General features: G+C 37.4%; 26 protein-coding genes. 2 read left to right on the forward strand and 24 right to left on the reverse strand.

Annotated features, from left to right (window positions below; all coding sequences use genetic code 11):
- Position 1 precedes the first annotated feature (1 nt).
- The 14 genes from ENO17_08375 to ENO17_08440 form a co-directional block, all read right to left on the reverse strand.
- Positions 2-1732, reverse strand: a complete 1731-nt coding sequence (locus tag ENO17_08375) for an ABC transporter ATP-binding protein (protein ID HER25047.1) — start codon at positions 1730-1732, stop codon at positions 2-4.
- A 110-nt stretch (positions 1733-1842) separates the two neighbouring features.
- A complete protein-coding gene (locus tag ENO17_08380; GenBank protein HER25048.1) occupies positions 1843-2571 on the reverse strand; it encodes a tetratricopeptide repeat protein in 729 nt (242 codons plus the stop codon).
- Positions 2572-2737: 166 nt separating this feature from the next.
- Complete coding sequence (locus ENO17_08385; GenBank protein HER25049.1) at positions 2738-2980, reverse strand: NifU family protein; 243 nt, start codon at positions 2978-2980, stop codon at positions 2738-2740.
- Positions 2981-3041: 61 nt separating this feature from the next.
- Entirely contained in the window at positions 3042-3578 is a 537-nt protein-coding gene (locus ENO17_08390; GenBank protein HER25050.1) for a rubrerythrin family protein, read from the reverse strand.
- Between the two features lie 141 nt (positions 3579-3719).
- Positions 3720-4895, reverse strand: a complete 1176-nt coding sequence (locus tag ENO17_08395) for an FprA family A-type flavoprotein (GenBank protein ID HER25051.1) — start codon at positions 4893-4895, stop codon at positions 3720-3722.
- Between the two features lie 2 nt (positions 4896-4897).
- Positions 4898-5614: a High molecular weight rubredoxin gene (locus tag ENO17_08400; protein HER25052.1), complete on the reverse strand. Its 717-nt coding sequence runs from the start codon at positions 5612-5614 to the stop codon at positions 4898-4900.
- A gap of 88 nt (positions 5615-5702) precedes the next feature.
- On the reverse strand, positions 5703-6089 hold the full coding sequence (locus tag ENO17_08405) for a desulfoferrodoxin (protein ID HER25053.1): 387 nt from the start codon (positions 6087-6089) through the stop codon (positions 5703-5705).
- Positions 6082-6501 carry an Rrf2 family transcriptional regulator gene (locus ENO17_08410; protein ID HER25054.1) on the reverse strand — a complete coding sequence of 140 codons (420 nt, stop codon included), beginning with the start codon at positions 6499-6501 and terminating at the stop codon, positions 6082-6084. Before ENO17_08410 ends, ENO17_08405 begins: the two co-directional genes overlap by 8 nt.
- Before the next feature lie 203 nt (positions 6502-6704).
- On the reverse strand, positions 6705-7286 hold the full coding sequence (locus tag ENO17_08415) for a hypothetical protein (GenBank protein ID HER25055.1): 582 nt from the start codon (positions 7284-7286) through the stop codon (positions 6705-6707).
- A 133-nt stretch (positions 7287-7419) separates the two neighbouring features.
- Positions 7420-7884, reverse strand: coding sequence for a hypothetical protein (locus ENO17_08420; protein ID HER25056.1), 465 nt, complete (start codon positions 7882-7884; stop codon positions 7420-7422).
- A 102-nt stretch (positions 7885-7986) separates the two neighbouring features.
- Entirely contained in the window at positions 7987-8886 is a 900-nt protein-coding gene (locus tag ENO17_08425) for a hypothetical protein (GenBank protein ID HER25057.1), read from the reverse strand.
- Between the two features lie 85 nt (positions 8887-8971).
- On the reverse strand, positions 8972-10633 hold the full coding sequence (locus ENO17_08430; GenBank protein ID HER25058.1) for a mucoidy inhibitor MuiA family protein: 1662 nt from the start codon (positions 10631-10633) through the stop codon (positions 8972-8974).
- Between the two features lie 12 nt (positions 10634-10645).
- Positions 10646-11089 (reverse strand): YbhB/YbcL family Raf kinase inhibitor-like protein, encoded by a 444-nt coding sequence (locus ENO17_08435; GenBank protein HER25059.1) that lies wholly within the window; start codon positions 11087-11089, stop codon positions 10646-10648.
- A gap of 54 nt (positions 11090-11143) precedes the next feature.
- Positions 11144-12052: a carbohydrate kinase gene (locus ENO17_08440; GenBank protein HER25060.1), complete on the reverse strand. Its 909-nt coding sequence runs from the start codon at positions 12050-12052 to the stop codon at positions 11144-11146.
- A 467-nt stretch (positions 12053-12519) separates the two neighbouring features.
- Here ENO17_08440 and ENO17_08445 point away from each other — a divergent pair, with 467 nt between their 5' ends.
- Both ENO17_08445 and ENO17_08450 read left to right on the forward strand, forming a co-directional pair.
- Complete coding sequence (locus ENO17_08445; protein ID HER25061.1) at positions 12520-12960, forward strand: CBS domain-containing protein; 441 nt, start codon at positions 12520-12522, stop codon at positions 12958-12960.
- A gap of 19 nt (positions 12961-12979) precedes the next feature.
- Positions 12980-14254, forward strand: coding sequence for a hypothetical protein (locus ENO17_08450; protein HER25062.1), 1275 nt, complete (start codon positions 12980-12982; stop codon positions 14252-14254).
- Here ENO17_08450 and ENO17_08455 read toward each other — a convergent pair.
- The 10 genes from ENO17_08455 to ENO17_08500 all read right to left on the reverse strand — a co-directional run bounded on the left by ENO17_08455 (position 14211) and on the right by ENO17_08500 (position 24822).
- Positions 14211-14891, reverse strand: a complete 681-nt coding sequence (locus ENO17_08455; GenBank protein ID HER25063.1) for an HAD family hydrolase — start codon at positions 14889-14891, stop codon at positions 14211-14213. The two genes, ENO17_08450 and ENO17_08455, sit on opposite strands and share 44 nt — an antisense overlap.
- 31 nt (positions 14892-14922) lie before the next feature.
- The gene (locus tag ENO17_08460) at positions 14923-15888 is read right to left on the reverse strand and encodes a hypothetical protein (protein HER25064.1); all 966 of its coding nucleotides are present in this window, start codon (positions 15886-15888) and stop codon (positions 14923-14925) included.
- A gap of 203 nt (positions 15889-16091) precedes the next feature.
- Positions 16092-16847, reverse strand: a complete 756-nt coding sequence (locus ENO17_08465) for a carbohydrate ABC transporter permease (protein HER25065.1) — start codon at positions 16845-16847, stop codon at positions 16092-16094.
- 133 nt (positions 16848-16980) lie between these two features.
- Positions 16981-17886, reverse strand: coding sequence for a sugar ABC transporter permease (locus ENO17_08470; protein HER25066.1), 906 nt, complete (start codon positions 17884-17886; stop codon positions 16981-16983).
- Positions 17887-18016: 130 nt separating this feature from the next.
- Positions 18017-19306, reverse strand: a complete 1290-nt coding sequence (locus tag ENO17_08475) for a sugar ABC transporter substrate-binding protein (GenBank protein HER25067.1) — start codon at positions 19304-19306, stop codon at positions 18017-18019.
- A gap of 114 nt (positions 19307-19420) precedes the next feature.
- Positions 19421-20455 carry a LacI family transcriptional regulator gene (locus tag ENO17_08480; GenBank protein ID HER25068.1) on the reverse strand — a complete coding sequence of 345 codons (1035 nt, stop codon included), beginning with the start codon at positions 20453-20455 and terminating at the stop codon, positions 19421-19423.
- A 197-nt stretch (positions 20456-20652) separates the two neighbouring features.
- Positions 20653-21909: a tetratricopeptide repeat protein gene (locus ENO17_08485; GenBank protein HER25069.1), complete on the reverse strand. Its 1257-nt coding sequence runs from the start codon at positions 21907-21909 to the stop codon at positions 20653-20655.
- Positions 21910-22104: 195 nt separating this feature from the next.
- Complete coding sequence (gene rsgA, locus ENO17_08490; protein HER25070.1) at positions 22105-23118, reverse strand: ribosome small subunit-dependent GTPase A; 1014 nt, start codon at positions 23116-23118, stop codon at positions 22105-22107.
- Positions 23119-23419: 301 nt separating this feature from the next.
- Complete coding sequence (locus ENO17_08495) at positions 23420-23914, reverse strand: GNAT family N-acetyltransferase (GenBank protein ID HER25071.1); 495 nt, start codon at positions 23912-23914, stop codon at positions 23420-23422.
- 32 nt (positions 23915-23946) lie between these two features.
- Complete coding sequence (locus ENO17_08500) at positions 23947-24822, reverse strand: hypothetical protein (protein ID HER25072.1); 876 nt, start codon at positions 24820-24822, stop codon at positions 23947-23949.
- Positions 24823-25194 lie beyond the last annotated feature (372 nt).

Consider the following 25194-nt stretch of genomic DNA (forward strand, 5'->3'; position numbering starts at 1 on the left):
TTTATTCTTCCAATTTTTGAATTTTATAAATACTTTTATAGATATCAGATTTTTTGATCAGTTCCCGATGAGTGCCGCTGCTTTCAATTCTTCCCTTATCCAGGACAAATATCTTATCCGCCTTGATAAAGGAAGATATACGGTGGGATATGACAATGGTAGTAATGCCTTGAGAATAGTGTTCTAAATTTCGGATGATCTCCTTTTCGGTGTTAGTATCCACTGCACTTAGAGCGTCATCAAGAATAAGTATTTGAGGTCTCCTGATAATCGCCCGGGCAATACACAGCCTCTGTTTTTGACCCCCGGATAGGGTAACCCCTTTTTCTCCCACTGGTGTTTTATATTGCTGCTTTAATTCCCTGATATTTTTATCTATCGAGGCCACCCGGCAAGCTTGAACTATCTCTTCTAAAGTTGCTTCGGGCTTGCCAAACCGAACGTTATCCTCTATGGTGTCCGAGAAAAGAAAAGAATCCTGGGGAACATATCCTATGCTATCCCTTACCGCAGCTATCCTGATCTTTCTATAATCGATGGAATCGTAAAATATTCTTCCCTGCTGAGGCTGGATAATCCTCAAAATCAATCTGGCTATGATACTTTTTCCGGAGCCTATCTTCCCGCATATGCCGATAAACTGCCCTTGTTGTATATCAATATTGACATCGCTGAGAACAGCTTGTTCCCTATAAGAAAAATGGATGTTCTCCAATTTTATATTGCCTTTCAGCGTATGATACTCCGCACCGGGGGCATCATAAAGTACCACTTTTTCTTCCAGAAGTTCAAGAATACGCTTATAAGAAGCATTGCCTCGCTGATATACATTGATCACCATTCCCACGGCCATCATCGGCCAGACAATAATCCCCATATAGGAAAGAAAGGCAACTAATTCACCGATGGTAAGCTCATTAAGGATCACTTGCTGACCTCCGACCCAGAGTAAAATAGCTATTCCGACCTCGGCAAATAAAAATATCAACGGGTACATGGTTCCCCAAATTTTAATCAGGGAAATATTTTTCTCCAGATACTCCCGGCTTAATTGGTCAAAGTTCTTAGATTCCGGCTCTTCTTGCTGAAAGGCCTGTATAATCTTTATGCCGGATATCATTTCCCGCACTTTTTCGGTCAGAAGAGAAAACAATTCCTGAACATTTTTGAACTTTCTGAATAATAGCTTGACAAAGAATAAGGATATCAGGGCAATAATAGGAAGAGGGATCAGGGCATAAAAAGTAAGTCGTGCATTAATAGTTAACATAAATACCAGGGTGGCTAAAAAAAGAAAGACGGCATCAAAGCCGGCAATTACGCCGAAGGCACAAGCTCTTCTTACTGCGGTCATATCATTGGTCATGTGAGCCATAATATCCCCAATCTTTGTTCTGGTGAAAAAAGAGTTGGAGAGCAAAAGCAGATGATTAAATAGCCTGTTCTTAAAGTCCATCTCCATAAAATGGGACATTCCAATAATGATCATTCTCCAGAAAAATCTAAAAATCCCGATGGCTATAGCCAGGGCAAAGATTAAGAGGGTAAATTTCCCCAGATATTCATAACTGTCCCCGGGGGTGCTGTAAATACTAATAATATAATCTATCGCTCGTTGGACTATGCGGGGCGAGATAAGCTGGGCAATGTCTACCGCCACCAGCATAAGAAATCCAAATAACATTTTTAAGGGGGCTTTTTGATAGTAAGAAAAAATAAATTTAATTAACATGATTTTATTATAATAACCTTTGGCTGATATCCTTGTCAATCAAAAGGGTAGCGGAAGGAAGAGAGTAAGAAGGGGGATGATTCCCCCTTCTTTTTTATTCTTTTTCCAAATTACAAATCTTCTAATAATCTTTTTGCCCAATTACTGTAGTAGGGTTCATCACCGGCAATTGCCATCTCTAAGATAGGTCTTGCTTCCTTCTTTTTCCCTCTATCTATCAGCAATTCTGCGTAATAAACCAAACCTTCGGGATCGTCAGGAAAGTATTGATGATGTTCTTCAAGAAATTTTTCAGCTCTTTTTTTATTTCTAAAAGGGATGGGGAGTTGATGCCAGAAACGTCCTATAGCTAACATTGGGCCTCCTATATCATACATTTTGTCTATATCATAGGCTTTATAAAAGGCATCTTGAGTACTTCCTTTTAATCCTTCTTTTAGGGCTCTAAGGATACTAACCCCGTCAGAGTAAGTAGCTGCACTCAATCCATAATAATATTGTCCCTCTACTTTATCAGGTTCAAGCTCTATGGCTTTTTCTGCATACCCCATAGCAATTTTTCCATAATCTTTACAAAGGTCTTTCCACCCTTCTAATTCATGCTCAAGGTTATAATCCGCATATTCCCGGTAAGCCCGAGCACATTTCCAGTTGGCCTCATAACTGTCCGGATTGGCTTCCACTGCCTTAACATAAAGAGGAATGGAAGCAAACATGCTATCTACAGTCTTCTGATCAAAAAGTGCATCGGCTTCCGTCAGAGGGTCTTGAGCCAGGGAAATAAAGTGGAAGGAAAAAAGGAATAAACAAACCAGTAAACACAACAAATATCTCTTCATAGTAACTCCTCCTAAATATAATATAGAAAATAGAAAATAATTTTCATCCATTATAAACCATTTTACTAAAAAAGAAAAGAATTAATAGGTAATCTAACTTGTAAAAAAAATATTCGAGTATTCCTAAACTGTATTGAACTTCTGAAATTTCCCCAGCCTCAAATGTTTATACTTCTACAACATCCTTCACTTCCGGAACTTCCTTTTTTAAGGACCTGCCGATGCCCATCTTTAAAGTCATCTGGCTCATTGGGCAGCCGTAGCAGGCACCGGTTAATTTAACTTTTACTATTCCCTCCGGGGTAACTTCCACCAGATCCACATTCCCTCCGTCGGCCTGAAGGGCTGGTTTTATCTTTTCTAAAGCAATTTCAACTCTTTCTTTTAAAGTTTTTTTTTCTTGGACCATATTAACCTTTATCCTCCCCAAATAGTAAAATATTTTTACCTATTTTTGATGACGGTTTAATTTAATAATTTTCAAGTTTTACTTCAAAATATGCTCGAGGATGCTTGCATACCGGGCAGATCTCGGGTGCTTCCTCCCCCTCATAGATATTGCCGCAATTCCGGCATTTCCAAAATATTTTTCCTTCTTTTTTAAATACCTTTTCCTGCTCTATATTCTTTAACAGCTTCCGATAACGTTCTTCATGTCCTTTTTCAATTTTAGCAATTCCCTCGAACATTTTAGCAATCTTTTCAAATCCTTCTTCTTTTGCTTCTTTGGCCATACGAGCATACATATCGGTCCATTCGTAATTTTCACCGGCTGCTGCTGCTTTTAAGTTCTCAACCGTATTTCCTATCCCGGATAATTCTTTAAAGTGCAGCTTGGCATGTTCCTTTTCATTTTCAGCTGTTTCCAAAAAAATAGAAGCAATCTGCTCATATCCTTCTTTCTTGGCAGCGGAAGCAAAGTAAGTATATTTATTGCGGGCTTGGGATTCTCCAGCAAAGGCTTCCATTAAATTTTTCTCGGTCTTTGTTCCTTTTAGATCTTTCATTTTCTATCCTCCTAAAATATTTTTTTAAAAGGTGTTTTTAAACCCATTAGCTTTAGTTTAATTATAGAGCAGAGTCACTATCATTCATTATACCACATACCACTGCCTTATAATTTTGTGGCGCTTTAGGGATTGCCAACCTTATAAATTTTTATGTTTTTCTGCTATTTCTCCGGCTAATTTTATTAAAGAATTATAATCTTCTTCTTTGGGATAGCCTTTTATGATCACCGGAGAAAGAATCTCTACTTTTAAATTTCCTATCATTGCACTAATGTTTTCCAGCATCTTTCCTCCCCACCCGTAAGAGCCGATAACCGAGGCAAATCTTAATTTTGGCCTTAAGGCGTTAGCCAGATAAACTGCTGAGATCATCTGGGGATGTGCACCGGCTAAAACCGTAGGGGAGGCAATGACAATAGTGGCGGCATCTACCAGGGCAATAGCCAAAGCGCCTATATCAGTCCTGGAAAGATTAAATAGTTTCACCGTTATCCCTTTTTTCATTAATTCTTCACTTAAGATATACACCATCTCCTCGACACTGCCATGCATAGAGACATAAGGAATGATTACTTCATTCTCCACCTCATCGGAAATCCAATCTTGGTAAGCTGACAAAATGAATTCCGGATGAGAATAGATCTGGCCGTGACTGGGTGCAATAGTTTTAATCTCCAATTCGTTTAATCTCTCTAAATGCTTTTTGATATTGTTACGGAAAGGCATCATGATCTCTGCATAATAACGTTTGGCAGAAAAATAAACTCTGGGTTCATCATCCACCCATAAATTACTCTCGGCAAGATGTGCTCCGAATAAGTCACAGCTGAACAAAATTTTATCTTCTTCCAAATAAGTTAACATGGTTTCCGGCCAATGTACCCAGGGAGCAATGATAAATCTCAGCGTTTTTTCCCCTAAATCGAGAGTGTCATTATCTTTTACGGTTATTACCCGATCTTCCGTCACAAAAAGATGATCTTTTAACATGTTTTTGCATTTCTCATTGGTTACCACTTTTGCTTCTGGATACATTTCCAATAATAGAGGAGCAGCCCCGGAATGGTCTTGTTCAGCATGATTTACCACGATATAGTCCAGATGCTCTATCTCCAGATCATCCAAATTGTCTAATAAATCATCTTCTTTGGTCGGGTCTACCGTATCGATTAAAGCTGTTTTCTCTTGCCCTTTTATTAGATAAGCATTATAACTGGTACCCTCGGGAAGGGGAATGAGTTCATCAAATAGCCTTCTATCCCAATCAATTGCTCCTACCCAGTAAATATCTTTTTTTATCTTTTTTACCGCCATTTCTAATTCACCTCTTCAAATTCATCTTTACTGGCACCACATACCGGGCATACCCAATCATCAGGCAGGTCTTCAAAGGGAGTTCCTGGATTTACTCCTGATTCAGGATCTCCTTTTTCAGATTCATAAATATATCCACAAACGGTACATTTAAATTTAGACATTTTTTTAAACTCCTTTCTTTCTGTATTTATTTTTTCCCTCGATTTTTCCTCTTTAGGAATATAAGTAGGTGCATTCTTGGGAGAAACGCCTTTCTGCACCTGATGGTAATAATCATAAGTCAATGGTTTCCCTGGTTTAATATTCTCTGCTTCCACCACTTTCCCGATAAACAGGGTATGAGTTCCCGCATCCATTTCCCCTATTACCTCTGTCTCGATATAAGCCAAGGTATTTTCCATAACTATGGGCGAACCGCTTCTCCCTATCTTATAGTCTACTCCCTTAAATTTGTCTTCATCTCTTCCTGATTTAAAACCAAATCTTCCGATAAATTTCATATCAGTGTCCTGTTCTAATACCGAAACGGCAAAGACCCTACTTTTGGTAATAAATTCATGGGTTAAATTTTTTTTATTAATGCAAACTGCTATAGTAGCCGGTTCGGAAGTAGTCTGAAAAACTGTATTGGCAATCTGTCCATTGATACGATTCTCTTTTTTTGAACTGACTATATAAATACCATAACTAATATTGTAAAGTGCTTTTAAATCCATTTTCTTGTTCCCTCTTTAAAAAATTAAAATTTTAAATGAAAAAAGGTGTAGTAGGGACGTATCGCGATACGTCCCTACAATCCCCGTATTATTTGCCTTCTGTATGTTCCCATAAACCATGGACATTGCAATATTCTCTAATCTTTTTCAATCCTTCCACATCTTTAAAGAAGGATTCCGGTTTATCCCCGGGTTTCAAATATTTTCGGGAAGTACCTTTCTCAGTAACCACCTGGATCCATTCGATATAATGTTTCTCTTCCATAGGATGTAGAGTTGAGCCGATTATCGCCTTAATCCCGGAAGGAATTTTCTCCATCACCGGTACATGTTTTTCGGTCGTCTGATCAGCAGTCTGTTCTTTCATCAACTTCATTTCCTGTCCGCAACAGACTAAAGCTCCTTTCCCCTCATGCAGCACCTCAACAATGTTTCCGCAAACCTCACACTTATAGATCTCTAATTTCTTAGTCATTTACCTTTACCTCCTTTTTTGTTATAGACGCTATGGTTATGGATTTTAATTTTTCCTTAACCTCCTGTTCTATCTCGTCTATCTTTTTCTTTAAAAGACAATCGTTGATAAAAGGACAATCGTTTTTTTTAAATTTATGTTCATTTAATCTTATCGATCCCTGAAATATTTTCATGATATCAAATAGGGTTATTTTCTCGGGAGACGCAGCCAAAGCAAAACCTCCGCCCTTGCCCTTAGATGAATTAAGTAACCCTTCTTTGTTTAAAGTTTGTAGTATTTTTCTCAAAAAGGGGCGGGGCATCTCCAATGATGCCACTAATTGGTCACCGGAGATGACTTCTTGTTTTTGTTCGGTAATATAACAAAGCGCCCTTACCGCGTAATCGGTGTTTCTGGTAATAAACTTCACTTATCCATCACCCTTTGCTTGTTTGATAAAAACGCCTCTTATTATAACTCTCTCTTTCACTTTTATTATGATACTATAATTGTATCTTTTTGTCAATCTGTGGTTTGAAAATGATTTTCAACCAAAAAAGCCCCCTTACTCTTATCAGTAAGGGAGCTTTTTTCATTCATTAAAATTAATTATTTTTTTGATAGTTTAAAAATTTATTCGGCTGATAATGTTTTTACTCTTTCTACAATCTCCATTATCTGGTAAGGCGAAAAACGATATTCTCCCCTTAAATCATCTATAGTATTGTTAAGAGTATAGGTTTTAGTAAGTTTAAATTCATTCTTAATTCCCTCTAATAATTGATTGGCATCTACCCCCCAAAGATTAGCAATCTTGGCAATGGTCATAGTCTTCATTTCCATTCCACTTATATGAACTTGTAATCCAGAAATATTATCTGTAGAATTTCTTCTCCAACCATTCCCCTGGGGTACACCCTCACAGGTACCATCACATTCTTCCTCACAATTATGCAGTACATAATCCGTATCCTGTCCGTTGGGGATACCATCTCCATCCTCATCGGGTGCATTTTTATTATTCCCCATTTTAGCATTAATTCCATTATTTGGGCTCCCTATACAGTCTGCACAATTTTGGTTTTGCCCCTGGAAAGAGTTCCCCTTTCCTTTTAATCCATTACCGTCCGCTAAAACCAAAGCGGCGAAAATTCCTACTGCCAGCGCGATGATCAGCAAGATAGTTCCTGTTTTTAAAATTCTTCTACTTATCATTCTGTTCGTTCCTCCTTAAAATTTTTGTTGACAATTTTTTTGTCATTCACTTATTTATACGTGAAAGGGAGGAACTTTCTTTCATTGCCGAAAAAATATTTTTTAAAAAATCAGTCTCTTACTTTCGGGCTGATTATATAGTTTCCTTCCAAACCTGCTCTATTCTATTATAATGTTCCCCGGTAGCCACGGCTAAATCAAGTAAAACTTGTTTAATTTCTCGGCAATCAGGCTCAAAGACTTCGAAAAATTTCTTCTCTATCAAGCCACTTTCGATGTCTCGAGCCACTGATAAAGCATATTTATTTGATATTTTATTGTTTTGCGCTTCAGCTATTTGATTTTTAATGTATTCCAGTGATGTTCTTATCGCTTCCACTTTAAATCTTCCTTGTTTAAAAAACAACGACCCTTCCTTTGCTTTAGAGTGAAGCTTGAAGATCCATCTAGCGTGTTCTAATTCTTCTCTTGCTATTTTAGACCAAAAATCCTTTTGTTCGGAAAATTGATGAGCATATTCTCTATAGAGGCGGCCAATCTCTTTCTCATGTTCCGCCAATAGTTCTATTATTTCAATTTGTTTCTTTTCTAAATCCATGAACTATTCCTCTTGACTACTTTTCTATCTCTACTTGCTGCCCTTACCTTTATCGGATAACCTCCGGAAAATATTTTTATTCCCAAGCCGCATCTTTTCAAATTATTTCATCTTACTCCCATCGAAAAGATCATCAGAAAGACCGGTATTAACTTTTACATCAAGCGTATCTATGCTGAAAGAGCCCATTCCCGACATCATGGACTTCATCATCTGCATTGCCTGCTCTTGTTCCTTTTTTTCTTGCTCGCTTAAACCGGAGGTATCTATTTCCATTTTCATATTCATAACCAGCTGATAGGGATGAAGCATGGTGCCAACTTGCCGATAGTCTTTTAAATCTGTAGTTATTTCCGTATTCATAGCCATTCCTTCTGCTCCTGCCCCTGGTTTTGCTTTCATTACCATAAGCATACGAACAGGCATCCAGGTCTTACTGCTAATCCATAGCTTCCCTGAAGATTCCGCAGATCCTCCCGATTGTTCCCCTTGTGGAGAAAAATTCTGAGTATTTCCCATCACCTGCAGAGCATTATCAATTTGTAAGATATAAGTTTTCTCTCCGTCAATCTCTTCCTCTCCTAAATATTTACTCTTGTTCAAATCTATATTTTTCCAGATCTGTCCTGGATTATATTCAGATATTTTCTTCTCAATTTCCCCGGTCATCGGATTTTTTGTCCAATTATAATTTCCATCATAAATAGTAACTATAGCCATACCCATTACTTCTGATTCAGTACGGGTTTTGTAGATGACTTCCCCTTTTATTTCCGCTTTCTTATAATAGATAGTAGTTTCTCCTGCCATAGCAGCCACCCCTCCGCTGCCCTTTTGAACGATAGTATAATCATTAATTCCCTTCATCTGTTTTTCATAAGTTTTTTGCATATTGTTAATCACTTCTTGTAAGCTCATTCCGGCCACACAGGTACTGCCAAGGAATAATATTATGCAGACAATAACAATCCCAAAGGATATATTTTTATTTACTTTTAACATTTGATTCCTCCTTAGACTTCTTTTTTATTTTAATGCACACACTGGGTTCTATCCAGAATAAATTTATTTACTTTATCGCCTCCCTCTAAAGGCCTTCTACCTGCATATCCCGGGGATGTTCAATGGTAAAGGTATAAAATATTTCCTGCTTTTGCCGGGATTCTAATTCCAGTTCCCATAACCAGATCCCCTTCCGGTCTTCCCAGTCTTTTACTCCCGGTTCAAGACTTATCTCTTCTATCTTTATTTTAATTCGGTCGTCCTCGGAGACCGGCATAGCTTCGAATAGTTTTACTTTGATCTTCTTAGATTTGTAGTTCTCTACGCTAAGTTTATATTTATAAGTAGTGCGTTTGGTCCGCGAAGGAATCCCGGCAATCAGCGTTTCATCGACTTTCTTCTCCAGGCATTCCCTTTTTACTTTGACATTTTCATCGACCCCCAAATACAGATCAAACTCCTCGCTGGGTGCAATATTGCCCATGCCGGAAAATCCCACAAAATCACCCTCTAAAAATATATTGACCCGGCCAGCGAGCAATTGAAGATCTTCACTGTTGGTAACCCGTGAACCAAGGTAGGCAAAGGGGCTAACCCGGGGATAGCTTGAATATTCAAATTCGGCTGATAAGATTTGCGAAGATATAGGAAATTTATGTTCCGACTTATCAGATTTTACACTTACTTTGGAAGGGAGATTGTAGATTATTGCAATACCTTTTTCTTCGGCAGTGGCATATTTCATCTCTGACTCGGCCACCTCTTCCAAGGTTTCTGCTCCTTTTTTAAATGCTTCCGTTTGATATGCGGGTGCCGGTACCATAGATACTTTATCCCTAATTATTTCAGGCTGATAGGGTCTTAAAAACCAGGAATCAACATAAGGCATATTTCCTCCGGTTCTTGGCTTAGCGGTTGACAAGGCACAAGCTACCTCTACCCAATCTTCGCCGGTAACCTGTCTAATTACTCCGTAAGAAACCAATTCTACTTCGGATTTTTCGAAATTTGCGCGGGCATCGTATATGGGGTCCCAGGAAGCCCCTCCTACCAGGTAAGAAATTTTCAGGTCTATAGTCCCTTCTTTCAAAGCTTCCAATTCTACCATAATTGATCTTTGTATTTTCCTTTGTATCCCGGATATCTGAGACAATTCTCTCTTCAAAGTATCCAGTTTATTATTCAAATCCCTTATCTCAAATTCACAATCCAAAGACTGGTTGTAAATATCCTTTAATTCTGTATCTAAAAACCCAAGAATATTCTCCAAATCGCTTATTTGCGGCATATTGGTTATCAAATCTTGAGGGATTTGCGTATTGGAAAATAAAGTTATAGAGTTTAGAAACTTCTTCTTCTCAGCGAGAACGGTTTTCAGGTTTTGCAATCGGGTCATCTCGTCTTCTAATTTCTGGATCTCCTCTTTTAATTGCCTTATCCTTTCAGAAGGCACTTCTTCTAAATACTCTCTTTTAACCTGTGCTCCAAATAGTTTGATGAGCGCTGTTCCTTCCGCAGAAACCCTTAAAGAACTCTCGTCAACCTCAGGAATAATATTGGAAAAAACTACCGTATAAGTTCCCTGGTTAAGTTCAAGATGGGTAACCCGGTTGATCAAAGCAGAATCAGTATAGACACAAATCTCGCTAATCTCAGATTGCGCTTCAATCTCGGCAGCATAACCATTAACAGCCGCAAATAAAATCAATCCTAAACATAGAATCCATTTTGTTGGTTTATTCATCATTTCTAACTTCCTTTATTCTTTATTTTTCGCTCTCTGGTATCGGCCAATTAATTCTGCTGTAGCTAAAATATGTCCCTCCATGGCCTCCTCCAATTCCTTCTTCTTACAACCCTCTTCCAGATGAAGCTTTTCATCGAGAGCATACAATTTAAAGAAATAACGGTGAATACCGGAAGGAGGGCAAGGACCTCCATATTCTAATTTCCTGAAATCATTGGTTCCTTGGGTACCGGGAACGGTATTTTCTTCTATCACATCAATTACGTGTATATTAAATAACACCCAGTGTACCCAGGTTCCCATCGGCGCATCAGGGTCCTCCATAATGAGGGCTAATCTTTTTGTTTCTTCAGGTATATCTTCAATAATCAAACCAGGATTGATGTCTGCACCATCGCAGGTAAATTTTTCCGGAATAAATCCGTTGTTCTCAAATTCAAGACTTTCTAATTTCATTATTTTGTCCTCCCTTTTTTACGACAGGAACTCGTGTTCTACTAATTCGTCCTGTCATTTTTTTATTTTATTTTTTAAATTTTCTATCTCTTTTTCCAGCCATTTGGGATATTTTGGTACCGCACCGGATTGGGATACCACAAAATTACCTACCATTTCTGCAAATTCTGCCGCCTCATACATACTGGTTCCGCATAAATAAGAAAATAGAAAACCTGCACTATAACTGTCTCCGCCTCCTACAGTATCGGCTACCGGCCCATTTATTCCCGGTACCTTTTCCATCTTGCCATTACGATAAACAGATGAGCCATTCTTCCCGTGAGTGATACAGACAATAGAAGGGTGGTATTCCCGACAAATAAGCTCCGCAAGGTTTTCTTGTTTTAATGTTTGTCCGAAGAGGAGTTCAGAAATAGTAAGAGCCTCTCTATCGTTTAATTTTACTATTGAGCACTGGCATAGAGATTTTTCAATCCAATCCTTATGGTAGTAATTTTGCCTTAAATTGATATCATAGAATATGTAATTAGGGTGCGCCCAAGAAATAATTTGGCTGAGCACTTCCCGGTTTTCTTTGGTCCTTTGAGCGAGAGTTCCAAAACAGAAAATTTCCCATTCGTTTTCGCTTAAATGGTCGATCAGATCTTGATCTAAAATAATATTGTCCCAGGCAACATTTTCTTTTATTAGATAGGTAGGATGACCCCTTTCGTCCAGGCTCACCTCTACAATTCCGGTAGGCAGATAGGGGTGGATCCGGATAGAAGAAGAACGAATACCTCTTTTTTCTGCTTCTTTGATTGCTTTCCGTCCTAAAGCATCTCTGCCTACAGAAGAAATAAGTGTCGATTCAAATCCCATTTTTGACATATGGGCAGCGAGGTTAAAGGGGGCACCGCCAATATATGGTTTGTTCTCTATGATGTCCCAGAGAATTTCTCCAAAAAATAAAGCTTTCACTCTTGCCTCTCCTTTCTTCAAGTTTAAATTAATCAGGTGTTTTATTTATATATAAATATTCTACAAGTTTTTCAAAAATCCTCTTTTTTTTATAAAATTAGATAAAATTTTTGTTTTTTATTGAAACACTTTATTATTAGTCGTTAGTGAATGGTGAATAGTTGTTAGTTTTAAATACAATTTATGAAGTGCGAGTTTATTCATTCTGCCGATCTACCAGTTTTCCTGTCGACCAGTCAATTTGGTTGTTAGTTTAAAAGGTTTTCAGTTACAAGAGGTCGATTCATCAAACCCATCTGTTTTTTTCTGTCATTGCGAAATGACCAAAGTGATCTCATTTTGTATCTTAAATTTATTCTCCGTATTTCCTTCACCAAATACTAACGACTAACGACTATTCGGGCTTGCGAAAAATATAAAAAGGAATATAATGAAATAAAATTACCCATCAAAGAGGGGGGATAAACTTGAAAATAAAAGAAGTTATGATCCCAGACCTAACTTCCGTATCGGCTAATACCCCGATAAAAGAAGCCGTAAAGATCATGAGCCAACAGCGTATGGTAGGGCTACCCGTTGTAGATAACGATCAAAATGTCATTGGAATAATTACGGAAAGCGATATTGCCAAAGCCTGTTTACCCGGCTATTATAAAGAATTGCAAAATCCGTCTTTTATCCCTGATTTTGATCAATTTTCCCGGCAAGCTAAAAAAATTGCTCATTTAGCGGTAAAAGAATTTATGACTACTATAGTCTATTCGGTAGAAGAAGATACCAGCAGGACGCAGGCAGCAGATCTGTTATTCAGAAAAGATCTGAGAATCGTCCCGGTAGTAAGAGCGGGAAAATTAGTAGGAATACTCACTCCCTCTTGTCTATGTAAATATGCTATGGAAGAAGGTTAGGTTGGGGAAGGAATAATAAATGAATCAACCGCTTATAGCTTTAATAATATTCATATCTACGCTTATATTTGTTAGCCTGGAAAAGATTCAACGCACGGTAATTGCCCTAAGCGGAGCCCTTCTGTTTATACTATTAAAGATACTGACCCAAGAGGAGGCTTTTTTAGCAATAGATTTTAATACCATCGGCTTACTGACCGGTATGATGGTTATGGTCTCAATCATCAAAAGAACCGGGCTATTCCAATATCTGGCCATTAAAATATCTAAACTGGCTCACGGAAATATATTTTATCTCTTGTTTTTTCTAAGCATTATTACCGGCGCTCTATCTTCCATACTGGATAATGTCACCACCATCATACTCATCGTCCCCATCACTTTGGCTATCTGTGAAAACTTAGAAATATCTCCCATGCCTTTGGTGATATCTGAAATATTTGCCTCTAATATAGGAGGAACTGCCACACTTATCGGGGACCCCCCTAATATAATAATAGGAAGTGCAGCCCATCTCTCCTTTATGGATTTTATTATAAATCTTGCTCCTTTTGTCGTGATGTTGTTAATTCTCCTGCCTTTCTTTGTCAGGCTATTTTACAAAAAGGAAATGTCACAAGATGTTAAGGAAGCCTGGGAAAAAGTAGAGAAATTCGATGAAAAGAAGGCAATTGAAGACCCCGTGTTATTAAAAAAATCTCTCCTGGTCTTTTTATTAACGATATCGGTCTTTATCTTCCATCATAATCTGGGCTTAGAAGCTGCTACGGTAGCTTTGGCCGGAGCAACTCTCTTGCTTTTGGTCAGCAATATAGATCCGGCGGAAACTTTCCTGGAAGTAGAGTGGTCTACTCTCTTCTTTTTTATCGGACTTTTCATCGTAATAGCGGGTGTGGAAAAAGTGGGAATTATTCGCGAGTTGAGCAATATCATTGTCACTTTAACCAAAGGAAATCTTACTTTTACCACTTTGGCGGTTTTGTGGATTTCGGGAATCACCTGTTCTTTGGTTAATAATATCTCTTATACTATCTCCATGGTTCCGGTCATTCATCATATCGGAACAGTTACTACCTTTAATCTCAACCCGGTCTGGTGGGCTTTATCCTTGGGTGCCTGCCTGGGAGGAAATGGAACCTTTATAGCAGCTGCCGCTAATTTAGTGGGAGTAAATATACTAAAAAGGCAAGGTCAGATAATAACCTTCAAAGACTTTTTTCAAATCGGCCTTCCGATTATGCTAATATCTATTATTCTATCTTCGGCCTATCTTTTTTTAAGGTATTTATGGTAATCTCTTTTAATGAGCTGATAACCTCAACGCCTGCCTGGTCGGCAAGCCTCTCATAGTTTTGATGTCCGTTGGCAACCAGCAGACAATCACAGCCCATACATCTGGCAACATCGTAATCGTGGATAGTATCCCCTATCAAAAGTACCTCTTGAGGATGTAAATTTAGCTGGTCTATCCACTTTTTCCCTTTTTCGATTTTACTTTCGGCATAGTGGTTTTCTAAGCCTATTATCCTATCAAAATACTTATCTATGCCATAATGTTTAATTTTTTCTTTCAGGACGTCTTCTTTTGAAGCAGATAAAATTGATTGAGATATTCCTCTCTCCTTTATCTTTTTCAGCACCTCTTCTACTTCATCAAACAGTTCACACTTATTAAAACACCGGTAATATTCACTGATAAATTCATCACTAAGCCGCTCAAATGATTCCTGGGAAAAATCATAACCGAGCTTTAAATAATACTTTGTTACCGGGAAATCAAATATCTCCCTATATTTTTTTGAATCAATCCTGGGCAAATGGCGTTTTTTTAACATCTTGTTCATTACTTCTACCGCTAACCATGCATCATTGATTAAGGTCCCGTTCCAGTCCCAGATAATATGTTTATAATTGCCTATTTTTTTTATCATCCATTCCCTCACTCAACAAATATTGTAGTAATTAACACCTTAATGTCCCGTCTGGCATATATTTTAACCTTCTGGGTCTGTCTAAACATCCGGCAAAACCATCAAATCCCTCTACTTTTATTTTCCATGTAAGAACTACATTATCCCCCTGCCTATCTTGAATAACCCTCGCAGTATAGGTTTGTGTTTTGGTATCAAGTAAAACTTCTGCGTGATCCAAGGGCCTAAATTTACTAAGAAGCGTCTTTGATTGATAATACAATGTTCCAGTCTGGGGAGTGAAAGGCAATATTTCTTTTTTGTGTTTCTCAGAATAGGCAGCGGAATTTGTAGCGAATAAAAGATACCACCTTCCGTTTTTAAAGTGAAGGTCGGGTACTTCCATTTCGTAAAAATTACCGGTATCTGTTGCCGGACTCATTACCTCCCAAACCAACAAATCTTTAGATCTTGCTCTCGCAATACATCCTCTTCCATTATAATCCCCGTAATTAACTCTTGCACAGATAAAGGCATAATAGAATTTATCCTTTTTATTATAGACGATAAATGGATCCCTCCAATGTTCTATCCCTTTCTCTGACATATCGGCTTTTTCATACCAATTTGGATGTGCTTCTATTACCGGATTATTCTCATATTTTTCCCAAACATACAGGTCCTCTGACATTGCAATTCCGATCCTCTGGATTTTTCCCGCCTCTCTTTTAGAACGAGAGGTATAAAACATATAATATTTATCGTCTTTTTTGATTACTGATCCCGTCCAGATTGAAGTGTCATCCCAACTTCCCTCCGGACCTGCCTCAAGCACAATTCTATCTTCCTTCCACATTTCAAGGTCTTTTGAAACTGCATGACCAACAAAAGCAACCGAATGTCTGCTATCCGGATTTTGTATGTTTCTTGGTGCCTGCAAATAATAGATATGATAAAGGTCTTTTTTTTTCACTAACCAAAAATCCCACATATAACTATTCGCTGGTGAATAATTCATTTTAATACTCCGTTCATCTCAAGTCTTCAGCTGATTTATCAGCTTCTTATATATTTTATAATATCTATTATACTAACAGATTATCCCCTATATTTTAAGACTTAAAATATAAATAATAAGAAAATCTGAGAAATTATTGGTATTAGATAAAAATTGTCATGAGATGTTTCTTCTTATATAGCAGTGGCAAATACTGCTTACTGCTATCCTTTGATACCGCTGGAGGCTACCGAATGTATGAACCATTTTTGGAACAATAAGAAGATAATCAGTGAAGGAATAGTTACCATGGAGGCAAAAGCAAAGATGTCTCCCCATACTTTTGGATCCTGGCTAAAGAATTGCTGAATTGCTACAGGCAATGGTCGATATTCATAGCCACGAGTTACCATAAGAGGCCAGAGAAAATCACCCCAGCGAAAAAGAAATTGTAAAGTGGCAACTGTAGCAAAAACCGGTTTTGACAAAGGAACAATAATTTTCCAATAAACTTGAAAAGGACTGGCTCCATCTATTTTTGCTGCTTCGTCCAGACTTTTAGGCAAACCAACAAAAAATTGATAAAAAAGAAAAATGGAAAAAGCGTCAACAATAAAAGGTACGATTTGAACCTGATAACTATCTAACCAACCGATTCGATTTACCATTAACAATAAAGGTATTACCACAGCTTCGGTGGGAATAATTATCAGGGCAATTATAAAAGAGAGGATAAATCCCCTGCCTCTAAAACGCAGCCGAGCAAGAGCGTAAGCAATCATGCTATTCAATATAAGTCCGGTAAGCACTGTACTGCCCACAATAAAAACTGAATTAAACATAAAACGACCAAAAGGCATTTGTTTGAATACATCAAAGTAGTTTTTGAGTCCTAATTCTCCATAAGGAATAAAGGCTGATATACTGCTCATATCTCTTATAATCTGGGTCTCATTGTTTTTAATAGAACTCACGAACATAAAAACTATGGGGAATAAGAAGAATAAAGCAATTAAAATCAATAATGCATAATTGAGGATTATAGAAAGGTTTTTACGGAATTTAAATGAAAATCTTTGAGACCTTTTTCCCCTAACCTCAACGCTTGCCACTTTATGTCACCGCCCTTTCTTCCTTTAAATAAATTCTTTGTATCAATGAAACAGCCAGCACAATTAGAAAAAATAGTACTCCTATCGCTGAAGCATAACCAACGCGAAGCATTTTAAAGCCTTCCTCATATAAAAGCAAAATGATAGTTTTAGTAGCTCCCTGGGGACCTCCCATAGTCATGACCCAAACTTGAGTAAATAACTTGAACGCCAAAATAGTAGTAGAAATGATTACAAAAATTGTAGTGTTACGTAATTGCGGGATGGTAATCTGCCAGAATTGTTGCCAGGTATTAGCTCCATCAACTCGTCCTGCTTCGTATAATTCATTAGGGATACCCTGTAAACCTGCCAAATAAATTACCATTTGAAAACCGACTCCCTGCCAAATAGATAATATCATAATAGACGGTAGAGCCAAGGTAGTATCTTTTAACCAACTATAGGGTCCTAATTTTCCAAAACTAATAAAACTAATCATATGGTTAATCAAACCTTCTCCCGGATTATAGAAAAAATACCAAATAATAGACACTACCACCATAGTGGTAACTACCGGACTAAAATAAATAGTACGAAATAGATTGATAAAGCGAAGCTTTTGATTAACTAAAACAGCTAACACCAGGGCAAGGAAAGTTTGCAAAGGGACTACAAAAACAGCGAAAATAAAAGTATTAAGTAATGCCTGATGAAAGCTTGGACTATTAAATAATCTTAAAAAATTTCGAAACGCAATAAATTGAGTAGGTAAATTAGGATTAGTTATTAATCTTTGGTCTGTAAAGGATATTACAAAGGCTATAATAAAAGGAGTTACTAGAAAAAGAAGCAAAAAAGATAAGGGGAGAGCACAAAAAGACCAGGCTGCAAATGTTTCTCTTTTTTCTAATGAAGGTCTATTCATTTTAAATGCTTTTGTATTTGAATTGGCAGATTCACCTATCATTATTTTTATAACCCTTATAAAATAGAAGTCTAAAAGTTCTGTGTCTGCACTTTTTAATTACTTGAAAAGTGCAGACACATGAGAACATCTAATTTGTAATCGGATAGCCCCGATTATCTTTAATGTCTTGATCAATTTTTTGGACTGCTTTATCTAACTCCGTCTTAACATCTGCACCATTAACTATATTTTGTACAGCCTCTGCAAATGCAGTAGTTATCGTCGGATAAGCCGGGGTTTCGGGTCTGGTAATCCCAACTCCCCTATCCAGCTGTTCAACAAAAATTCTAAGTGGGCCATTTATTCCAAATAATTCTGACATAGCAAGGGCAGATTTACGAGCAGGAACAGCGCCATTAGCATTGGTCATGCGCAATATCTGTTCGGGCTCAATGAGATATTCCAGGAATTTCCAGGCAGCATCCGGGTTTTTGGCCTGAGAGGTTATCCCCCAATTCCAAGAACCTACACCGGTAGCAGCCCTATCACCAAGTTTAGGCACCGGAATAAGTACTAAATCATCGCCCAATCCTTCATGGTGGGGAGTCCACATCCAATGGCCAACAAAAGATAGAGCAGCAATTTTACTACCGTAGAAGTCGTCATCACCTGCAGGCTGAACTTTAGCATATCCTTTGTTGAATAAGCCTTGGAACCAAGTCATTGCTTCTACTGCTTTAGGGCTATTAAGGACACCATCTGCTGATTGGAAATCACTACGGTCAATTAAATCAGCACCCCAACTCTGAATAATGGGCGAAAAACCATAAGTATACCATTCGCCTTGACCATAATTCATCTTAAAATCAATAGCATATTCCACCTCTTTTAGAGCCTGTAATTTTTCTAAAGCTTCATTAAATTCTTTCAAAGTCCAGGCATCTTTAATGCTTGTAGGAATACGTACTCCTGCCTTCTTTAAATAAGCTTTATTCCCCCAGATAGCTAAACCGGAATCAAAAGTCCCTAGAGAATATAACTTTCCGCCAAAAGTGCCCTGCGCAATAATAGTAGGCAAGAAATCAGCTTTTAATTTGTTAGATACATAATTATCTAAAGGAATGAGATGGCCAGCCCAGGCATAATTATAGAGAAAAGGACCATCAAAGTCCAGTAAGTCAGGAAGGTCGCCAGCTAAAGCGGCAGCGCTTACCTGCTCATTAAAAGACCCTTCAGGAAGCCTAACAGCTTTTACTATTACTTGATTCTGCATAGCATTAAAATCTTCTACCTGGGCATCAAGGACTTCTCGTTCCTCTCCCTTACCAGAATGAAACCAAACTTCAATGGTTACTGGTTCAGCTAAGGCTGTTAGCGCAAAACTGGTTAAAAGCAATACGGTTAATAAAATTAAAGTAAAGAACGATAATTTTTTCATTTTTAAATTTCCTCCTTTTAATTAATTTACCTTATTTTGACTCTGAATAACTCGCTTTGTTTATCACCTCCTTTCGATGTGAATAATTAGCCTTTCGTAAAATTTTAGAAGCCTTTATTCACCATTTTCTCGACAAGATTTTCTTATGATTAATTCCGCATTTAGAATATGATTTTCTTTTCGAGAATAATTTTTTATTTTATTTTGCATCTCTGCAATGAGTAATTCGGTGGCAAGTCTACCTATCTGCTTTGTTGGTTGTCTGATAGCAGTGATTGGAGGAGTATATAGTTTAAACCATTTAGAATCATCGAAGGATAAAATACCTATATTTTTTGGTACTTCATAGTGTAATTCTTTAATCGCTCTAAGAACTTGATAACCTATATTATCATTCCCACATAAAATAGAATCTATTTCTTTGTTTTGGTATAGCCAACTCTTAATAATTTCCTTATTATCGCTGCCATTATATTGAATAAATTTTACATTAATCTTTTTTGAGGAATTATGCAGTTGAACAGCCAGTTTATAGCCCAATAGTCTTTGTTCCATGGTATATACATTTGCCTGATAGGAAACAAAACCTACATTCATAAAACCATGAGAAAACAGATGGTTCATCGCTTTTTTGGTAATTTCTACATTATCTATGCCGACAAAATCTATGGGAAGTGAATCTATCTTCCTGTCTATTTGAATGGCCTGAATTTTATGGGGAATTATTGAATTATAAGCATTGGTAGAATTGTTGACAGGTGCAAATATTACACCTTCAATTCCGTTTTGAAGAAGTATATTAATATATAATTGCTCTTTTAATGGGTCATCCTCTGAATCACATAATATTAGGCTATAACCTTCACCATAAGCAGTTAATTCAATTGCTTTGACTACCTCTGAGAAAAAGCTTTCTCTTATGTCCGAAATTATAACACCAATTACCCGTATCTTTTTTCCTCTTAATCCACGAGCAAATATATTAGGAGTATAGTTAAGTTTTTCAATTGCTTCCAGAACCCGATCGTTTGTCTCTTTATTAACGTTTCGGGTTTTATTGATAACGTGGGAAACAGTGGATATCGAAACATGGGCACATTCCGCAACCGCTTTCATGTTTGATTTTTTTGAATCTTTAGGTAAAACCATGGTAAAACTCTTTTTTATAAATATATTGCGCAAACGTTTTTATATATTTCATTTTACCATTTTCAAAATTTGTTTGTCAAATGAAAACCAATAAACATTGATAAAACTAAAAAAGTTAATTAATCCTCGTCGAAAGCAAGAGCTGGCATACATCGGAATAATAACCTTATGCACTATTGTACTGTCTCCTGGTGCATTTATTTATAAATCATATCAAACAATCGGTCTGCTGTCTCCTGATCTAAATCTTTAAGAATTTTATATTCGTCCAGGGCAGCATTTTTGTCCCCTTGAACCAGATAAATCATCCCCAGACTATAGTGGGCGAAAGTATAATCCGGCTGAATCCGTATCACCTGTTTAAAGGATTCAATAGCTTTTTCATAATCCTCTAATTGGCTGTACGCCCATCCCAGGCCATAATGAGCATCGACATCTTCCGGATTTTGTAATACTGCCTGCTTAAAAGTATCAACCGCTTCCTGATACTTTTCCAGCTCTCCGTAAGCCCAGCCTAAGTTGTAATAAATATAAGTGTAATCAGGATTAATGCGAATAACTTCCTGATAAGCCTCGATGGTTTTTTCATAATTCCCTTTTTTATTATAGAGCCACCCCAGATAGAAAAAGGCATCGGCGTATTGGGGGTTCATTTGAGTTGCTTTTTTAAAACTTTCTATGGCGGCATCTTCATGATCTTCCATTTTCCGATAAATCATGCCCACCTTGTAATAAATTTCATTGGCAGAATCGAGGAGAAAATTTGCAGCCTTTTCCAGATTTTCGACCGCTTCCGGATATTTTTCCAAGGCCTGATAATTTATTCCCAAATGATAAAATGCTTTACCATAGTCTGTTTGAAAGTGTATAGCTTTTGTAAAACTATCAATTGACTTCTGGTATTCACCGATCTGTTCAAAGCTGATCCCTAAACCATAATAAGTTTGAGCATCCTCGGGGTCAAGCAGTAAAGCCTGTTGAAAGGCATCAATCGCCTCATTATATCTTTCTAATTCATGGTATGCCAATCCCAGGCCATAATGAGCGCTGGCAAAATCAGGCTTGCTGCGAACCGCTTCTTTAAACGCTTCCAATGCCTCTTTATTTTTTTTAAGCTCCAGATAGGATAGCCCCAAGCCGTAATATGCTGAACTATAATCGGGTTTCAAACGGACAGCATTTTGATAATGGGTTATTGCTTTTTCGAACTGGCCAGTGGTTTGAAATATTTTTCCCATTTGGAAATAAGCTTCCGCTTGCCCCGGGTCTAACTCGATAATCTGCTGGAAATAAGTAAGTGCTTCTTGGACCTGTTTTTTATTTTCTAATAAATCAACACCCTGAAAATACAATTCTTCAATTGACTTTTCCTGACCAAAACCGCTGCTACTACCCAAAACTACAAAGATAATGATCAAGATCAACGATACAAAAAATGCCCGTGAGTTCTTCATACCCTACCTCCTGCCTGTATTATCTAATATTTTATTATATAAGACAGATCATCAACAACCGGTGTATTTTAATTGGCATTATTCTTTTAGGCCTTTTTTATTATAATATACTTTTACAATTTATTCATTATTTTAATTTCTTCCATGCTTTTATTAACATACTCAATTCTTTACTTTTTATTTTTCTCCTATTCATCAGTTTTTTTTGGCAAACTCGCTTTTTTCGGAAAGTCCCTTCAGCTCTCTCTTTTGCTTTAAATAACTTTCTAATCTTTTCGGTTCAAGGATTCCTTCTTCTATCGCTTCTTTTACGGCACAACCGGGTTCTTTAGTATGGCTGCAATCATTAAATCTGCACCTTTGTGAAAGTACCTCGATATCCGCAAAGGTTTTCTCGACAATATCTTCATCTGCCCATAGTTGGATTTCGCGCATGCCCGGACTATCAATTATCATACCTTTTTCACCTGGCACCATGAATAATTCCCTAAACGAAGTGGTATGCCTTCCTTTGTCATCACTCCTTAAGGTATTGGTGGCCTGCTTCGGGGCATCAAGCAAGTAATTAATAATGGTAGATTTACCGGTGCCAGAAGATCCCAAAAATACTATGGTTTGCCCTTCCTTCAGGAAGTTGTAGATTTGTTCTACACCAGATTTTTCTAAGGCGCTCATGCAAAGAATGGGAATACCAGGGGAAATTAATTCGACCTCTCTGACAAATATTTCAACATCAGTACATAGATCAGCTTTGTTAAGGATGATCGCTGGGTTTGCTCCGCTATCCCAGATAAAAGATAGATAACGTTCAATTCTTCTTAAGTTAAAATCCCTATCGAATGTAGTGACCAGGAAAGAAGTATCTATATTAGCACAAATAACTTGCTCTTCTGTTTTAACTCCCGGTGTCTTTCGAGATAAGCAGGACTTTCTGGGAAGAACAAAATGAATAATAACTTTGTCTTCATGTTCCTTTTTGGTAACTCCTACCCAATCGCCTACTGCCGGAAATTTCTCTATTGATTGAACCTGGTACCGAAATTTTCCGGATATTTCTCCCTTCAGCTCGCCACATTCACTTAAAACACTATAAAGATTCCTATGAAAAGACGTTATTCTGGCCGGTATATAAATGGTGTTCTGCTGGTTATATTTCAGAAAATGATTCTCAAAAAAAGAATCCCACCCTGATTTTTTTAGATCTATCATCAATTCCTCCAAAAATATTATATTTTCTTTAAATTTTTTAATGGGGTAATTTTTCTTCTAAAAAAGTTTATACTTACAGAGGAATTTAAATTTGTTTTTTAATGATTTGTTTAATAGGCAGGAAAACCTCTGTGAAATAAAAACCATTTTTGAAGCAGTATATTATTTTTTTCTAAATTGTATCTCATAAACACTACCTCCTACCAAATGGATTTCTCCTCACAGAGATAATTTATATTACCTAAATTTAAATAATTTGTCAAAAAAAATACACCGCTTAAATCTTCGATGCCATGGGAGGTCATTCCAGAATTAATTCAAATCGCTGTTCCTCTACTTTGGTTCCCCATTGGTCACCGCTGAATTCTTTTACCAATTTAAAACCATTCTTTTCATAGAGATGTCTTGCCGCATCAAGGCCTTTAAAAGTCCAAAGATATATGCGTGGATATTTCTTATTCTTGCAAAAACTAACTGCCTCATTGATCAGCTGATTTCCAACTCCTCTCCCACGCAAGATATCAGAAATGATAAACCAACGAAGATGTGCTCCTTCTTTTTGGGCATGGATACCATCGATAGTGATGGAACCTTCCACGCGACCCCCGGTTGAAGCAGTCCAAAAACCATCCTGTTTTTCATTATATCTGCTCAGAAACTCTGAGAGCTCGGTGGCTACTTTTGCTTCAAAAAAAAGTGTAAAATCCCAATGCTGATGGTAGTAGGTACCATGAAGTTCGGCCACCCGGCCGATCGAACCGGGTACATATCCTTCAGTTATTTCTATATCTGCCATATCCTACCTCCTTATTTTATCTTTTATTTGATTTATAAATTCTTTACATCGGTGTTTATATTTTTTATTAAAAGAGCTGAACAAATAATGGCTAACAAATTTATCAAAGGAATAATGATGACTGCCGGAAATACGTTAACCCCTATTGAGGCCATCGCTATTATTTTTCCGCTTAATGCCGTCATCAGGATGGATAAAAAGATCATATAGACTGTGGCAAGTAAATAGCCGAAGGGTTTCCTTTTTAAAAACAATACCGCCGATACAAAAGCAATCGGGAGTAACAGCCCCAGGTCAAATCCCTGTACGATTAAGGTAGTGTAATGTTCTACCTCGGGTGGGCAAATAGTCCCCTTGAGCAATGGCGGCAACACAACGCTAAGCCATAAGAAAGCAATGGTGATTGAATTGAAAATAAGAAAACCACCGACAAATTTTACCGGTGTCGATTGAGTAAAACATGAGGGAACTTGCTTCAAATCAAAGGAAAACATGGTATTTGCGAAGGCAAAGAAAGAGGCACCCAGCAATATAACATACCCCAGAAACATTTCATTATACATAGCCATAGCAGTGTAAAAGAGATAAGTTACTAAAAAATAACCTAAGGTGCCTGCCAGAATAAATCGGGCTTTTAACGAATTTTTTCCGGTTAAAAATAAGGATACCAGCAATAAGGGTATGCCGATAAATAAGGTAACATAATCCTGGGCAATCCCCTGTACGGCCACTTCCCGTGACATATGCTGATATATCCCTTTTCCATAAATGGTAATCATTTGGCCGCGGATCGATTCATACTGATAAGTTCCGGGTCCCTGGTTGGAGCATATTCCCCATAGAGTAGCCAATAACGCTACAACGACTACTACGAAAACAAGTATATTGACGGTCTTTTGTTGTTTCATGTTTAGATTATCCTCCTTTTATTAATATTTTTTAGCAAGAAAATGTTCCAAATTGCCTTTATTAGATCAAAGTATTGATCATATTTAAAAATTTTTTCAATTATAACATGTAACGGGAATTTTTTTAAGGAAAAGTTAGGAGAGAAAGGGTTATAAGACATTACTCTAAAGAAAAAGATTAAAATGCGGCAATGGCAGGATCAATCTGGAGCCGGCTAAATATTAAGGGAAATAGGGTACCCATCCGCTTCCGGGCTCATCTGACGGATATGTTCAATGGCCTGCTCGGTGGTTAGCTGCTCCGGAAGGGTCACGAACTCGTTATTCATGATACTCCCGGCAGTATTCTCCTCATACTTCATCAACTCTTTA

This window comes from Candidatus Atribacteria bacterium (assembly GCA_011056645.1).
Lineage (GTDB): Bacteria > Atribacterota > Phoenicimicrobiia > Phoenicimicrobiales > Phoenicimicrobiaceae > Sediminicultor > Sediminicultor quartus.